The sequence below is a fragment of the Gottfriedia sp. NPDC056225 genome (assembly GCF_042267765.1).
GTDB lineage: Bacteria > Bacillota > Bacilli > Bacillales > Bacillaceae_G > Gottfriedia.
In genome coordinates this window covers 33,690-48,097 of the sequence record NZ_JBHJTJ010000009.1, presented here as the reverse complement: position 1 = coordinate 48,097, position 14,408 = coordinate 33,690, and the positions used below count along the sequence as shown (strand labels likewise).

The 14,408-nt window shown below is 32.0% G+C and carries 15 protein-coding genes and 1 pseudogene; 8 read left to right on the top strand and 8 right to left on the bottom strand.

The genetic code is table 11. From position 1 onward, the window contains the following. Positions 1–15: 15 nt before the first annotated feature. Positions 16–1,062 (top strand): polyamine ABC transporter substrate-binding protein, encoded by a 1,047-nt coding sequence (locus tag ACFCYN_RS08635; RefSeq protein ID WP_375948743.1) that lies wholly within the window; start codon positions 16–18, stop codon positions 1,060–1,062. Positions 1,063–1,132: 70 nt separating this feature from the next. Here the strand turns inward: ACFCYN_RS08635 and ACFCYN_RS08630 are convergent, their stop codons facing one another. Then, a complete protein-coding gene (locus tag ACFCYN_RS08630; protein ID WP_172445413.1) occupies positions 1,133–1,558 on the bottom strand; it encodes a MarR family winged helix-turn-helix transcriptional regulator in 426 nt (141 codons plus the stop codon). A 204-nt stretch (positions 1,559–1,762) separates the two neighbouring features. Between ACFCYN_RS08630 and ACFCYN_RS08625 the strand changes: the two are divergent. Next, positions 1,763–1,961 (top strand): annotated as a pseudogene (locus tag ACFCYN_RS08625) (histidinol dehydrogenase); the annotation flags it as partial. 250 nt (positions 1,962–2,211) lie between these two features. Here ACFCYN_RS08625 and ACFCYN_RS08620 read toward each other — a convergent pair. After that, on the bottom strand, positions 2,212–2,820 hold the full coding sequence (locus ACFCYN_RS08620) for a YitT family protein (protein ID WP_172447664.1): 609 nt from the start codon (positions 2,818–2,820) through the stop codon (positions 2,212–2,214). 644 nt (positions 2,821–3,464) lie between these two features. Between ACFCYN_RS08620 and adhE the strand changes: the two genes are divergently transcribed. The 3 genes from adhE to ACFCYN_RS08605 all read left to right on the top strand — a co-directional run bounded on the left by adhE (position 3,465) and on the right by ACFCYN_RS08605 (position 7,767). Further along, entirely contained in the window at positions 3,465–6,068 is a 2,604-nt protein-coding gene (gene adhE, locus ACFCYN_RS08615; protein ID WP_375948741.1) for a bifunctional acetaldehyde-CoA/alcohol dehydrogenase, read from the top strand. A gap of 93 nt (positions 6,069–6,161) precedes the next feature. Further along, positions 6,162–7,070, top strand: a complete 909-nt coding sequence (locus ACFCYN_RS08610) for an RluA family pseudouridine synthase (RefSeq protein WP_375948739.1) — start codon at positions 6,162–6,164, stop codon at positions 7,068–7,070. Between the two features lie 10 nt (positions 7,071–7,080). Beyond that, positions 7,081–7,767, top strand: a complete 687-nt coding sequence (locus tag ACFCYN_RS08605) for a copper homeostasis protein CutC (RefSeq protein WP_172445410.1) — start codon at positions 7,081–7,083, stop codon at positions 7,765–7,767. A gap of 87 nt (positions 7,768–7,854) precedes the next feature. Here the strand turns inward: ACFCYN_RS08605 and ACFCYN_RS08600 are convergent, their stop codons facing one another. After that, positions 7,855–8,691 (bottom strand): CAP domain-containing protein, encoded by an 837-nt coding sequence (locus ACFCYN_RS08600; protein ID WP_375948737.1) that lies wholly within the window; start codon positions 8,689–8,691, stop codon positions 7,855–7,857. A gap of 346 nt (positions 8,692–9,037) precedes the next feature. On the opposite strand from ACFCYN_RS08600, the gene ACFCYN_RS08595 reads away from it, so the two are divergent. Next, complete coding sequence (locus ACFCYN_RS08595) at positions 9,038–9,349, top strand: cyclic-phosphate processing receiver domain-containing protein (RefSeq protein ID WP_375948735.1); 312 nt, start codon at positions 9,038–9,040, stop codon at positions 9,347–9,349. A gap of 287 nt (positions 9,350–9,636) precedes the next feature. Here ACFCYN_RS08595 and nagE read toward each other — a convergent pair whose 3' ends face one another. The 5 genes from nagE to phaQ all read right to left on the bottom strand — a co-directional run bounded on the left by nagE (position 9,637) and on the right by phaQ (position 12,946). Continuing rightward, the gene (nagE, locus tag ACFCYN_RS08590; RefSeq protein WP_172445408.1) at positions 9,637–11,001 is read right to left on the bottom strand and encodes an N-acetylglucosamine-specific PTS transporter subunit IIBC; all 1,365 of its coding nucleotides are present in this window, start codon (positions 10,999–11,001) and stop codon (positions 9,637–9,639) included. Between the two features lie 187 nt (positions 11,002–11,188). After that, a complete protein-coding gene (locus ACFCYN_RS08585; protein ID WP_098120552.1) occupies positions 11,189–11,377 on the bottom strand; it encodes an alpha/beta-type small acid-soluble spore protein in 189 nt (62 codons plus the stop codon). 90 nt (positions 11,378–11,467) lie between these two features. Continuing rightward, positions 11,468–11,911: a MaoC family dehydratase gene (locus tag ACFCYN_RS08580; RefSeq protein ID WP_172445407.1), complete on the bottom strand. Its 444-nt coding sequence runs from the start codon at positions 11,909–11,911 to the stop codon at positions 11,468–11,470. A 58-nt stretch (positions 11,912–11,969) separates the two neighbouring features. After that, positions 11,970–12,479, bottom strand: a complete 510-nt coding sequence (locus tag ACFCYN_RS08575) for a hypothetical protein (RefSeq protein ID WP_172445406.1) — start codon at positions 12,477–12,479, stop codon at positions 11,970–11,972. Positions 12,480–12,526: 47 nt separating this feature from the next. Further along, positions 12,527–12,946 carry a poly-beta-hydroxybutyrate-responsive repressor gene (gene phaQ / locus ACFCYN_RS08570; protein WP_172445405.1) on the bottom strand — a complete coding sequence of 140 codons (420 nt, stop codon included), beginning with the start codon at positions 12,944–12,946 and terminating at the stop codon, positions 12,527–12,529. Between the two features lie 202 nt (positions 12,947–13,148). Between phaQ and ACFCYN_RS08565 the strand changes: the two genes are divergently transcribed. Both ACFCYN_RS08565 and ACFCYN_RS08560 read left to right on the top strand, forming a co-directional pair. Continuing rightward, positions 13,149–13,628, top strand: a complete 480-nt coding sequence (locus ACFCYN_RS08565) for a DUF4349 domain-containing protein (RefSeq protein ID WP_172445404.1) — start codon at positions 13,149–13,151, stop codon at positions 13,626–13,628. A 25-nt stretch (positions 13,629–13,653) separates the two neighbouring features. Beyond that, entirely contained in the window at positions 13,654–14,394 is a 741-nt protein-coding gene (locus tag ACFCYN_RS08560) for a 3-oxoacyl-ACP reductase (protein ID WP_172445403.1), read from the top strand. Positions 14,395–14,408 lie beyond the last annotated feature (14 nt).

The following is a 14,408-nucleotide window of genomic DNA, read 5'->3' as shown; positions in this document are numbered from 1 at the left end:
TAGTCAGTAGGCATTATGAATAAATTTAAAAAAGTTGCTTCACTAATGGTTTCTTTAGGTTTAGTAAGTTTGCTATTATCTGCCTGTTCAACAGGAAAAAAAGAATTAAATATTTATAGCTGGGCAGATAATTTTGACGAAAAGGTTTTGGAATCATTTGAAAAGAAATATGATGTTAAAATTAATTATCAAGTGTTTGCTAGTAATGAAGAGCTATATGCAAAATTAAAAGCTGGTGGTTCAGATTATGATGTAATTCAGCCTTCAGACTACATGGTTAAACTGATGATTAATCAGAAAATGTTAGCTAAGTTAGATAAAAATAAAATGCCAAACTTAAAAAATATTTCTCCAGAATATACGAATCAAGAGTTTGACCCAAAAGGTGAGTATTCAGTTGTTTATACTGGAGGACTAACAGGGATTGCTTATAATCCAAAATATGTGAAAGAAAACATCGATAGCTGGGATGATCTTTGGAACCCTAAATACAAGGGTCACGTTACTTTATTAGATGATAATAGAGAAGTATTTGGAATGGGATTAATTAAAAATGGTTTTTCAAATAGTTCCACAAATAAAGATGAACTTCAAACAGCATATAATAATTTAAAAACTTTAACACCTAATTTATTAGCATTTGACACAGATACAGTAAAACAAAAATTTATTACAGAAGATGCATGGATTGGCCAAGTATGGTCAGGTGATGCTGCTTATATTCAAAAAGAACTTAAAGATGTAAAATGGGTTGTACCAAAAGAAGGCTCATCAAGATGGGCAGATACATTGGCAATCCCGAAAGATGCAAAACAAAAGGATTTAGCAGAAAAATTTATTAATTATATGTATGATCCAAAAGTAAGTGCAAAAAATTATGAATCAATTGGATATGCAGATCCAAATAGTAAATCAGGACCTTATCATTCTGAAGAATATAAACAAAATCCTTATATAAATGTTACAAAACAAGAAACAGATGCAACTAGTTGGATTAAAGATGTTGGAAAACAGACAGAATTATATGATAAGTATTGGACTGAATTGAAAACGGGAAAATAATATTCACTTTCCTTTAAAAAGTTATTCTTATATCAAACAAAAAAAGGTTATCTCACTTGAGATAGCCTTTTTAGTTTGAAGTTAATTTGTTTAATAATAGATGGAATTGATCTCTTTCATCTTTTGATAGCTTTTCGAATAATGTAAGCCAAAGCTCTTGTCGAATGTTGAACATGTCCTCAATTATTTGTTTTCCTTCATCTGTGAGTTCAAGCCAAGTCACTCTGCGATCTCGGATATCTCTTTTACGAGTAAGTAGATGATTACTTACCAATTTATTTACAGCGGTTGTTATTGAACCTGAAGAAAGACCCATTTGTTTTCCAAGGTCTGAAGCTGAAAGTTTTTGATTTTTATATATTAAATACAATAGTAAGTATTTTGGTGGAGTTAAGGGGTTTTTAACTTCCTCATCTGTTTTTTGCCAGTTTTTTCGAACTCGAATCATTAAGCTAGTTAAATCATCAATCAGAAGTTTATCGTTTTCAGCTAACAAGGCAATATCCACCTCCTAAATTATGATAAAAAGATGATATTAATGTGGCTATTGTATGTATAATTTATCAATTTTCTTAAGTATTATCAAGAATACTTGATTAAACGTTGGTATTTTTTATTTTTGTCAAGTTTTGGTTGTATAGTTTCTATAGTGTTTTGTAAATAGTATGATAAAAGACAACATTGGTAGGGGTGAAGTACAATGTTTAAGTATTTTAAGTTTAAAATAAATGATACTGTTCAATTTGTAAAGAACGATGGCCATTTCTATCGAGTTATTGGATACAGGATCGAAAAAAGTATTTATTTAAATGATGAGTACAGCAGCATTATTTACGAACTCTTACGAGAATTTGATGGTCTACAAGTTGACGCCGAAGAAGAAGAATTAGTAAGTGTATCAAACTTCGATGAGTTTTACGGATCAATGTTTGAGAAATTAGGTACATTTACAATTAAGTTTGCTAAAAAACAAGAGGAAGTAAATAAGACAAGCATTGAAGAAGGCTCATCTGTGGACGAACTATTAGATAAATATAATGACTACCGAAGACTGGCAATCCTTTTTAAAGATTGTCTTTATGATTTAGCTGCTGAAAATGTTTTAAATGAACTCGTTGACTACTCAGAATCAAAAAAAGATTACACGCATTAAGCGTGTAATCTTTTTTCATTCGTTTTAATTGCAACGGATTTATTTTGAACTTTACCTTCATATACTAATTCAGTTACTTTTGCACAAATAGCGACTGAGAGTATTGTATAACCTACTTCATTCCATGAAAGATAACTAAGAGAACAAAGTAGAATCACAGCATCAAATATAAAATATACTTTACCTATTGAAATTTTTGATTTTTTGCTCATTATAATTGTTATTAAGTCATCTCCACCAGTTGCTCCACCACTTCTAAGAATTAGCCCTAATCCAAGTCCAGCGAAAATTCCACCTAATATAGCGGGAATCCATAAATGATTTCCAAAATGAAATGTAAAATGTGATGTTTTTTCTATTATAGAATAAAACACTGAAAATGAAATTGCGCCGAGTGTTGTATTAATTAATAATTTTTTACCTAAATACAATCCTGCCAATAAGATAATCGGAATATCAAGAATTAATGTTGTAATTGAAGGGGATATATTAAACGAATTTTTGACTAATAAAGCAATGCCAATAAATCCACCCTCAGCAAGATTGTTTTGATAATGAAAATGGTAAAGTGTAGTGGCTAAAATAAATGAACCAATTAAAATCATTAAGGTCTCACCCAAACGATTGTTACTCATTGTTATTTCCTCTTTTCGTAGTTAGTAGTTAAAAAGTAAAGTTATAAAACTAACTACGTACATATAGAGCTCGTAGTTAGTTTTTTGTCTTTCTAACTACAAAGCTATATATCATTGAAGAAATAACATAATCGCCTGTCAACCATAGTTTCGCCTACCTTCAGTTTTATTTTTAGAGTTCTTTTGGTTCTCTAAATTAAAACCGCTAAGTGTAGGATAAATCTTTACGTTGCCAAATGCTCCTTCGAGCAATCATGGTTACACGTCCTTTTTGCCAGTTTTGTTAGAAAAATCTAACAGTTGAAAAATAAGTTCAAATGAACTTACTCTTAATTTTATCATATGCGAAATTATTTGAAAAAAGAAAAGAATTAACAAAAATCTACAAAGAATGAATCCAGAGATAGGATAAAAAACGAAAAAAATGAAAAATCCAAATAAAAACACAAGAAATTGTGAAATATTTCACAAAATAGACATAGCATTTTCAATGAAAACGATATATATTATATTTGTAAACGACAATGTGAAATATTTCACAATTTAAATTGATAAATGGGACGTATTAAATCCTAATTGGATATAATTGTCCATCATCAGAGGAGGAGAGCCAAATGGCTGTTCAAGAAAAAATTGTAAATGAAATTAGTAGCGCTTCTGAAATGGTAAATGAATTAGTAGTAAAAGGACAAAAAGCATTAAAGGAATTTGAAAGTTTTAATCAAGATCAAATCAATGAAATCGTACATTCGATGGTTCTAGCTGGTTTGGATCAACATATGCCACTAGCAAAAATGGCAGTTGAGGAAACAGGCCGTGGAGTTTATGAGGATAAAATAATTAAAAATATTTTTGCAACAGAATATATATGGAATTCAATAAAAGATAATAAAACGGTTGGAATCATAAGTGAAGATCAGCAAACAGGAATAACTGAAATAGCAGAGCCTGTTGGTGTAATTGCAGGTGTAACTCCAACAACTAATCCAACATCAACAACATTATTTAAAGCAATAATTGCAATTAAAACTAGAAATCCAATTATTTTTGCATTCCATCCTTCAGCACAAAACTGTAGTAGAGAAGCAGCAAAAATAGTACGTGATGCTGCAGTTAAAGCTGGAGCACCAGAGAACTGTGTGCAATGGATTGAAGTGCCCTCTATAGAAGCAACAAAATGTTTAATGAATCATGTAGGAGTAGCTCTTGTATTAGCAACTGGAGGAGCGGGTATGGTTAAATCAGCCTATAGTACAGGAAAGCCCGCTTTAGGTGTTGGACCAGGAAATGTACCTTGCTATATTGAAAAATCTGCTGAAATCAAATGTGCAGTTAATGATCTAATTCTCTCAAAAACATTTGATAATGGAATGATTTGTGCATCTGAACAAGCAGTAATTGTTGATGAAGAAATTTATGATGAGGTAAACGCCGAATTAGAAGCAAATAATTGTTATTTTGCAACAATAGAAGATAAAAAGAAATTAGAAAAGCTAGTGATTAACGAGGCAACTTGTGCTGTTAATGGGGACATTGTCGGTAAATCAGCTTATGAAATTGCGAAATTAGCTGGAGTAAGTGTTCCGGTGGATACAAAAATTTTAATCGTAGAATGTGACAATGTAGGTGCAAATGAACCTTTAACAAGAGAAAAACTAAGTCCAGTTTTAGCAATAATAAAAGTAAATGACAAAGAAGAAGGCTTTAAACGATGTGAAGAAATGTTAGAGCTTGGTGGATTAGGACATTCTGCAGTTATTCACAGTAGTAATGAAGAAATTCAAAAAGAATTTGGATTAAGAATGAAAGCATGTCGTGTAATATCAAATGCTCCTTCAGCTCATGGTGGAATTGGTGATTTATATAATGCATTTATTCCTTCATTGACACTAGGATGTGGATCGCACGGTAAGAACTCTGTATCAACAAACGTAACTACAGTTCATCTATTAAATATAAAAAAATTAGGAAGAAGAAATATGAATATGCAATGGGTCAAGCTACCACCAAAAATTTACTTTGAAAAATATTCAACTCAGTATTTAGAAAAAATGCCAAATGTCAAAAAAGCATTTATTGTAACTGACGAAGCAATGGTCAAACTTGGTTATGTTGATGTGATTAAATATTATTTAGAAAAAAGACAAGAAAATATTCAAATTGAAATCTTTTCAGATGTAGAACCAGATCCTTCAGATGTTACTGTAATGAAGGGTGCAGACAGAATGAGGGCATTTGAACCAGATACAATCATTGCGTTTGGTGGCGGTTCAGCAATGGATGCTGCTAAGGGGATGTGGATGTATTTTGAATATCCAGAAACTACTTTAGAAGGGCCTAAGCAAAAGTTCTTAGACATTCGAAAAAGAGCTTATAAATATCCAAAATTAGGTCGAAAAGCTCAGTTTGTTGCGATTCCAACTACTTCAGGTACTGGCTCAGAAGTAACGCCTTTTGCTGTAATTACAGATAAAGCAAATAATATTAAATATCCTCTAGCGGATTATGAGTTAACACCAGATGTTGCAATTATTGACCCTCAGTTTGTGTCAACAGTTCCTAAAAGCATTACTGCAGATACAGGAATGGATGTATTAACACATGCTATAGAGGCTTATGTAAGTGTATTAGCGAATGATTATACAGATGGACTTGCTTTACAAGCGATCAAATTAGTATTTAAATATTTACCTAGAGCTTATAAAGATGGAAATGATTCTGAAGCACGTGAAAAAATGCATAATGCATCAGCAATAGCGGGAATGGCATTTGCAAATGCATTTTTAGGAATTAACCATAGCTTGGCTCATAAAATCGGTGCGGAATTCCATATTCCACATGGCAGAGCAAATGCGATCTTAATGCCACACGTAATAGGATATAATGCCAAAAAACCAACTAAATTTACTGCTTTCCCTAAATATAAGCATTTTATTGCAGATGAACGCTATGCAGAAATTGCACGCTTTTTAGGACTTCCGGCTACGACAACAGAACAAGGCGTTGAGAGTCTAATCTCAGCAGTCATTAAGTTATCGAAGGAATTAAATATAAATATGAGTATCGAATCACAAGGTGTATCTGAAAAAGAATTTAAAGAAAAAGTAGCATATTTAGCTGATCGTGCTTTCGAAGACCAATGCACAACTGCAAATCCAAAACTACCTCTAGTAAAGGAATTAGAAGAAGTTTATATGAATGCTTTTAAAGGCTGTTAAATAATTAGTAAATGTAGGGGCACCTGAAAGGGTGCTCCTTTTTTGACTAATCTTATTTTGGTATAATAGCCATATTGAAAGTGGTGATTAGTAATGGAAATTATGAATCAAAATCCTTGGTTTAAGGTTGAAATAAGTAAAGTGCATGAGAATCAAACCGTAGAATCGTATTTGAAAAGTGCATGGCAATTTCCAAAGAAGTTGCTTCATGAATTAAGGATGGCAAAAGGCTGTATGATAAATGGAGAAGCTAAGCCTTGGAATATGGTACTAAAGAGTGGTGACCTTGTTGAAATCCGATTGTTTATAGAAGAAGATTATGGTGTTATTCCACAAGAGCAATCAATCGATATTTGCTTTGAAGATGAACATTTATTGGTGGTAAATAAACCGTATGGAATGGACACACATCCAAATGAAAAAGGACAATTAAACACATTAGCAAATGGTGTAGCCTTTCATTTTCAAAATAAAGGCTTGAAAACTAAAGTTCGACATATCCATCGTCTTGATAAAGACACTACTGGTGGAGTCGTATTCGCTAAACATGCCTTGAGTAGTGCAATTCTAGATTCAATGTTAAGTCAGCGGAAAATAAAACGTACATATACAGCAATTGTTGAAGGAAACGTCAAATTACCAAATGGAACAATTAATGAGGCCATTGGAAGAGACAGACATCATCCTACAAGAAGAAGAGTTTCACCTAAAGGTGATAAAGCCATTACGCATTATAAAAAAATTAAGTATATTTCAAAGCTAAATGTAACGGTTTTAGAATGTCTTTTAGATACAGGAAGAACACATCAAATCCGTGTTCATTTAAGTTTTTTAGGTTATCCATTAGTAGGAGATCAATTATATGGTGGAAAACAAAAAATATTAAATCGTCAAGGACTACACGCAAGCAATGTGTCGTTAAAGCATCCTTTTACAGATGAAATAGTATCAATATCTATTCCATTTCCTAAGGACATACAGCAAATAATTAACGAAAAGTGAGATGAATTAAATGTTATTAGAAGTAATTGCAACTACTGTAAAAGATGCGATAGACGCAGAAAAGTTTGGTGCAAATCGAATCGAACTAGTTACCGGAATAAAAGAGGGTGGTTTAACACCGAGTTATGCTACGATTAAGCAAGTCACACAAAATGTATCAATTCCCGTTCATGTTATGATTCGCCCACATAGTCGATCTTTTATTTATGATTCATATGATCAAGAAGTCATCCTAAATGATATTGAAGTATGTAAAGAACTTGGAGCTACAGGGATTGTTTTTGGAGCTTTAACTGAAGAAAATTTAATAGATGAGGTACTTTTAAAGAAGGTAACAGCTCGTGTGAAAAATATGAATTTTACGTTTCATCGCGCGATTGATGATTCAGATCATATTCTAGAGGCCATTAATACATTAATGCAATATCCAGAGATTACACATGTTTTAACTTCAGGCGGTGTTGATAGTGCAATTGATGGAAAAGAAACGATTAAAAAAATGGTCGAACTTACAAAAAATTCGAATATAAAAATTTTAGCGGGAAGCGGCCTATCAATTGAAAATATTTCAGATTTCATCGAATATACGAATGTGGAAGAAATTCATTTTGGTTCAGGGGTTCGAAAAAATAATTCTGCAATTGATGTAATTGATTCATCTTCAATGGAAAATTTGTTAAAAAAGTTTGTACGTTAATAAGTTTTTGAATAAAATTAAATTATTTTTGTATAATAAAAAAGTAGTCCGATTTACGGACTACTTTTAAAAACTATATACTAATTATTATTTACCGATGAATTGTTGAGTCCAAGCATTTGATCTTGAATCATAACCAACACCAATTTGAGTTAAGTTAGGATTTAAGATATTTGCACGGTGACCAGCACTGTTCATCCAAGCAGTAACTACTTCTTCAGGAGTTTTTTGACCTTTAGCAATGTTTTCTGCTGCATAGCTATAAGTGATTCCGAATTGTTTCATCATATCAAATGGTGATCCATAAGTCGGAGAGTTGTGGTCAAAATAATTTTTGTCAGTCATATCTTGTGATTTTAAACGTGCAGTTTTAGATAATGTTGCATTAACTGTAAATGGTTTTAAACCAGCTTTAGTACGTTCAGCATTTGTTAATTCAACTACTTTTGATTCGTAAGCTGATAATGATGCTGAATTAGATGACGTATCTGTTGACGGTGTTGACGGTTTTTCAGTTGACGGAGTTGTAGGTTTAGATGGTGTAGTTGGTTCCGTCGGTTTTGTTGTAGGTGTTGCAGGTTTAGCCGGTGTTGTAGGAACAGTCGGTTTTGTTGCAGTTCCTGGGTTAGATGGCTTAGTTGTTGAAGCTTGTCCTAATTGTTGCTTAATAGCATCTTGAATTTGCTTCATATCAATACCATTGCTAGATAATAATTTATTTAAATCAATTTTAATAGTACCATTAGTAGTTGATAAGTTTGGTAGATTAAAATAATTGAATAAAGTATCATTTAAATTGATATTTTGTGTATATGATTTAGTTGTATTTGTATCCTTAGTAATAGTTGCTGCATTTACGGCACCTACAGGAGCACCTACTAGTAGAGTAGCAGCCACAGTTGATAAAGTAACGATTTTTTTCATGTTCTTTCTCCTCCATTTGTCTGGTTATCGTCTCGCTGTACAAGTAATACTTTAGCATGAAAACGCATGACATAATTATGGGAAATAATGGGGAGCTAAAAATGAGGATTTTTTTGGTAGCCCAGTCTTATTACAGAAATAAAATAAAACGTTGTTATGACTACTATTTTACTAGAATAATATTTATAGACTTACTTGATTTTTTGTTTAAAATTTCCATAAAAAAAATATGAAGTTAAGAAAATACCGTATTTTCTCGTTATAATACAGGAAGGAAAACCCAGTTTTGTTTTAATCCGGTTACGATTGTAATCATTCTGTAAAATACGTATTGTAGGTGATGGATTTGAAATTATTTGTAGATGATACTAGACCTGTGCCACACAGCTTTATATTGGCAAAATCCGTTGAAGAAGCATTAAAGCAATGCAAATATCAACATTTTGAACAAATTTCATTAGATTATAACTTAGGTTTTAGAAAAGAAACTGGATTAGACTTTATAAAAAGGTTTTTTGAAGAAGGTTACTATGTCCAGCACATAAATCTACACAGTGATGATGTATTTGGTGTACATAAAATGGAGAGTGCAATTAATGCACATATAATAGAAGAAACGAAACAAAAGATTAAAATTACAAAAATCAGTTATTCATGAAAGGACACTAGTTATGATAGTGTCCTTTTACTTTTTATTTGAAAAATAAACATTTATGTTTTTTAACTCGTGAACACTTTATGAGTAGATCGCAGCAACTTGCTTTAAAAGTTACCCATGCCCCTATAGAAACTCTTATCTAACGAATCAATCCTTTATAAGTAACAAAATCAAATAAAAAACACAAGGTCTTAATCTCACGTCTTATATACTCTGATTTAATTGCTTAATTTTAAATACATGAAACAACAAAAAAGCTTGCCCAATTGGACAAGCTTTTTGATCAATTATTTAACTTCTTTCTTTAAGTCTTCAGCAACAAACTCTACGTTTGTACCTACAACTACTTGAACGTTTTTATCATCTAATTTAATAACTCCACGTGCACCAGCTTTTTTAAGAAGTGCTTCATTTACTTTAGAAGCATCTTTTACTTGTAAGCGTAAACGAGTTGTACAGTTATCAATATTTGTTAAGTTTTCTTTTCCACCTAAAGCTTGTAGGTATAAAGAATCACCAATTTCAGTTGTTACTTCATCAGTTTCAACTTCATCGTCTTCACGACCAGGTGTTTTAATGTTAAATTTCTTAATTGCAAAGTAGAACACGACAAAGTAAATTACACCAAAGATTAAACCGATTAGGAGTAATAGTATAGGTTTAGTTGCGATATTGTAGTTCAGAATGTAGTCCATGAAACCAGCTGAGAATGTAAATCCATCTTTAATTCCTAAAGCATTTACAAGACCCATTGATAAACCTGTTAAGATTGCATGGAATGTATATAGTACTGGAGCAATGAACATGAATGCAAATTCAATTGGTTCAGTAATACCAGTTAAGAATGATGTTAAAGCAAGTCCGATAAACATACCTGCAACAGTTTTACGTTTTTCAGGTTTTGCAGCAGCGATCATTGCAAACGCAGCAGCAGGAAGACCAAACATCATAATTGGGAAGAAACCAGTCATGAATGCACCAGCAGTGTTGTCACCAGCGAAGAATCTGTTTAAGTCACCGTGAACTAATTTACCAGCAGCATCAGTAAAGTCACCTAAGTTGAACCAGAAAATTGTATTTAATACGTGATGTAAACCTAATGGAATTAAAATACGGTTTAAGAAACCAAATACTGCAGCTCCGATTGGACCGATATCAATAATCCAGTTACCAACAGAGTTAATTGCATCTTGAATTGTTGGCCATACATAACCAAATATTCCTGCTAATATCAGCATAGTAGCCGACGTTATGATTGGAACGAATCGTCGTCCACTAAAGAATCCTAACCATTCAGGTAATTTAATACCACTAAATCTGTTGTAAAGCAGACCAGCTACAACCCCAGTAATAATACCACCAAGGGCAGCCATGTTTATATCTTTATTAATAGTAGTTGTTCCTGCAGTTAATACGAAGTAACCGATTGCACCTGCAAGACCAGCTGCCCCATTTCCATCCTTTGAAATACCAATTGCAACACCGATAGCAAAGATTAATGGAAGATTTGAGAAAATTGCATTACCAGCAGCCGCCATAAACGGAATGTCTAGTAAATCGGGTTGTCCAAAGCGCAGTAAAAGACCCGCAGCTGGAAGGACAGCTATTGGAAGCATTAATGCTTTACCAATACGTTGTAAAAAACTAAGCATATTATTTTCCCTCCGAAAATTATTATAATGATTACGCTTTCAATATTAACTTAAAAGGTCCAACTTGTCTATACAACTAGTTAAGATAAATATTGCTATTTTCTTCCAATAAATTTAAAAATAAAAAGGGAAGAATTAATTCTTCCCCTATATTAAGCCATTTTATATAGTTTGTTATTTCTTTAAATCATTGACCCTTTAAATGACTTTGCGCTTGAGCAATTAAACGTTTTGTAATTTCGCCACCAACTGAACCATTAGAGCGTGCAGTTGTATCTGAACCCAAAGTTACTCCGAATTCATTAGCAATTTCATATTTAAATTGATCTAGTGCTTGCTCTACACCTGGAACTAATAATTTATTTGATCTTGTCATGATAATCTCCCTTTCTGTAAGTAGTAGCTTACAATTATATTTTTTACATTTAGGATTTTATCATGCTTGGTAAATACAGTCATATTAGGTTTAAGTTAACTTTTTAACAACAGCTGATCCTTCCACAACAAGTATATTATCCTGATTATATACATTCGTTTGAAGGGTTAGTAATTTTTTATCATCTCGTTTGCTTATTACACTGACGATTACTTTAATTGTGTCATTAATTTTAACTGGTGCTTTGAAAAATACTTCTTGAGATAGGTAGATGGTGTTTTTGCCGGGTAGTTTAGTACCTAGTACTGAGGAAATAAAGCTGCAAATCAACATGCCATGTGCAATTCTTTCTTTAAAGATGCTTTCTTCAGCAAAATCATCTAATAAGTGAATTGGATTAACATCTGTTGAAATTGCAGCAAATTGTTCAATTAACTCTGCCGTAATTTTTACTTCCAGAGTAGCTTCATCACCAACTGATATGGAGTCAAAATGAACTTCCTGTACATGTCTTGCACTTTCGAAAATATTCATTTTGTTTCATCCTCTCCTTGATGAAATAACTAGCTATTCAAGAAAATCGTTAAAAATTTTATAGTTTTGAGAAAGAAAATTCTTGAATGTTTTTTAACCAATCTTCTTGAGTTTTTTGGAACTGTTGATACATATTCGTCCAAGCAGTGAAAGGTGTGCTATTTAATGGTTGTTTGAAAAATTGTTGAAAAAGTTGTTGTTGTTGATTTGAAAAAGTACTCATAGCTTGAAAAAATGGTTGATATGGATTTTGATTAAAGTTTGACCATAATGATTGGAATGGAGTAAATTGTTCAAATAATTTTTTCCAATTTTTCTCAAATGTCTCTTGAGTCATTGTTGGTTTAATTTCATTTAGTAATTTGATCATTTCTTGAAATTGTTCATAAGATTCTTGTTGTTGAAGTTGTACTTGCTCATTTAATGTTTTCCATTGCTTTGCTTGTTCTTGAAATAAAGACTCTGTCCATTGTTGAATTTGTAATTGGTTATCTAGTAAGTATTGAAGCATCTTTTGAAAATTCTCAGTTGCAAGTTCTGTTTGTAATTCGATTGTTTTTTCAGTCATTAGTATTTCCTCCAAAAAAATTTATTATTGAATGCATTGCTGCAATTTCAATCATTTTTAAAACTTTCATCAGAGCTGCTAAAAGGAAAGAAGGAATTTGTGTAAATTGAAAAAAATGTTTGGAGCATTTGATTATATTGAGTAAATGAACTATGGCATGTTTTTAAATATTCCTCACCAGCATCAGTAATTGAATAAATTCGTTTTGCTGGACCATCGAGTCCATTTTCCCAACTAGATTTAATATAACTTTCTTTTTCGAGTTGTCTCAGAATTCGATACACATTACTCGAATCAAGCGTAGTAAAACCTAAATCAAATAATACTTGCATTAATTTATAGCCATGCATGTTCCATTGCTTAAGGCTTAGAAGTAGAAAGGGAACTAAGAAGTTTTTTGGCAATGTAAGATTGTTGGAAGTTTCCTGTTTTGTTTTTTTACTTGTATCATTTTCATTTGTTGTCATAAAGTATCGTTCCCTCCTATATCGTAGTAAGGAATCATCCCTTAGGTGTAATTTACACTTAGTTAAATTTATTGTCAATGTATTTTAAATATAATGAATATTAAAAAACAAATTTCGACAAAAATGTAGAAATATCACGAAAATATTGGATTGTTTTGTTGTCGAAATGTTTTCTATACTTAAATGAGTGAGGGGGATTTAGATGTCAGAGCAAAATTATTCAGATCCATTAAAAATGTGGAAGCAAATGTATGATGTTAATGAAAAATACTGGGGAAAAATGATGAACGATCATGTTCATAAAGAAGAATTTTCTGAGTGGATGGGTTCTGTACTAGATTTTAATCTATTTTGTAAAAAAATGATGAATGATCAGTCGAAAACTTTCTTAGAGGCTTCGAATATCGCTTCAAAAGAAGATATCGCAAATGTAGCTAGCTTAGTGATTAATTTAGAATCAAAAGTTGATACATTAGAGGACCAATTATACTTAAATACGCAACCAGAGCTAGATGTAACAGCATTGAAAAAAGAGTTAGACATTGTTGCATTAAAACGAGATCTTACAAAAGTGAAAGCTGAAACCAAATCAATCCATCAACAAGTTAGTGAATTAAAGTCTTCAATGTCAAACATTGAACAACTTTTAAAGCAATTAACAACAACAACAACAAAACAATAATTAGTTAAAAAAGGAGAAATGATTAATGGATTTAGTAAATCGTGTAGCGATCGTAACAGGTGGAGCAAAAGGAATAGGAAAAGGTATAGCATTCGCTTTAGCAGAGAAAGGTGCAAAAGTTGTAATCAATTATAATAATAGTGAAGCACACGCAAAAGCAGTTGTAGACGAACTTTTTGAAAATGGTTATGAGGCATTAGCAGTTCAAGCTAATGTTGCTGAATTAGATCAAGCGAAAGCATTAATTGATCGTACAGTTGAGCATTTTGGTCGTTTAGACATTATTGTAAACAATGCCGGAATCACTAGAGATCGTAGTTTCAAAAAGCTAAGTGCGGAAGATTGGCATGAGGTTATTGATGTAAACTTAAGCAGTGTTTATAACACATGTAATTCTGCTTTACCACACTTATTAGAATCTGATAATGCTCGCATCATTAATATCTCATCAGTTATTGGTCAATCGGGTGGTTTTGGTCAAACAAACTATTCTGCTGCAAAAGCCGGAATGATCGGATTTACTAAATCATTAGCTCTTGAATTAGCAAAATCAAATGTTACAGTAAATTCTGTATGTCCAGGATTTATTGAAACGGATATGGTAAACGAAATACCAGAAAATGTAAAAGAACAAATTAAATCTAAAATACCAAAAAGAAGATTTGGTACAGTTGAGGAAATTGCTAAAGCAGTAGTTTACTTATGCGAAGGCGGCGAGTACATCACTGGTCAACAAATAAATGTAAATGGCGGACTTTACGTTTAAGTCTTATATATAGA

What these genes read in the sequence shown, in the direction of transcription:
- ACFCYN_RS08635 (WP_375948743.1), top strand. Translation starts at nt 16, where the DNA reads ATGAATAAATTTAAAAAAGTTGCTTCACTAATGGTTTCTTTAGGTTTA.
- ACFCYN_RS08620 (WP_172447664.1), bottom strand. Translation starts at nt 2,820, where the DNA reads ATGATTTTAATTGGTTCATTTATTTTAGCCACTACACTTTACCATTTT.
- adhE (WP_375948741.1), top strand. Translation starts at nt 3,465, where the DNA reads ATGGCTGTTCAAGAAAAAATTGTAAATGAAATTAGTAGCGCTTCTGAA.
- ACFCYN_RS08610 (WP_375948739.1), top strand. Translation starts at nt 6,162, where the DNA reads ATGGAAATTATGAATCAAAATCCTTGGTTTAAGGTTGAAATAAGTAAA.
- ACFCYN_RS08605 (WP_172445410.1), top strand. Translation starts at nt 7,081, where the DNA reads ATGTTATTAGAAGTAATTGCAACTACTGTAAAAGATGCGATAGACGCA.
- ACFCYN_RS08600 (WP_375948737.1), bottom strand. Translation starts at nt 8,691, where the DNA reads ATGAAAAAAATCGTTACTTTATCAACTGTGGCTGCTACTCTACTAGTA.
- nagE (WP_172445408.1), bottom strand. Translation starts at nt 11,001, where the DNA reads ATGCTTAGTTTTTTACAACGTATTGGTAAAGCATTAATGCTTCCAATA.
- ACFCYN_RS08585 (WP_098120552.1), bottom strand. Translation starts at nt 11,377, where the DNA reads ATGACAAGATCAAATAAATTATTAGTTCCAGGTGTAGAGCAAGCACTA.
- ACFCYN_RS08580 (WP_172445407.1), bottom strand. Translation starts at nt 11,911, where the DNA reads ATGAATATTTTCGAAAGTGCAAGACATGTACAGGAAGTTCATTTTGAC.
- ACFCYN_RS08575 (WP_172445406.1), bottom strand. Translation starts at nt 12,479, where the DNA reads ATGACTGAAAAAACAATCGAATTACAAACAGAACTTGCAACTGAGAAT.
- phaQ (WP_172445405.1), bottom strand. Translation starts at nt 12,946, where the DNA reads ATGACAACAAATGAAAATGATACAAGTAAAAAAACAAAACAGGAAACT.
- ACFCYN_RS08565 (WP_172445404.1), top strand. Translation starts at nt 13,149, where the DNA reads ATGTCAGAGCAAAATTATTCAGATCCATTAAAAATGTGGAAGCAAATG.
- ACFCYN_RS08560 (WP_172445403.1), top strand. Translation starts at nt 13,654, where the DNA reads ATGGATTTAGTAAATCGTGTAGCGATCGTAACAGGTGGAGCAAAAGGA.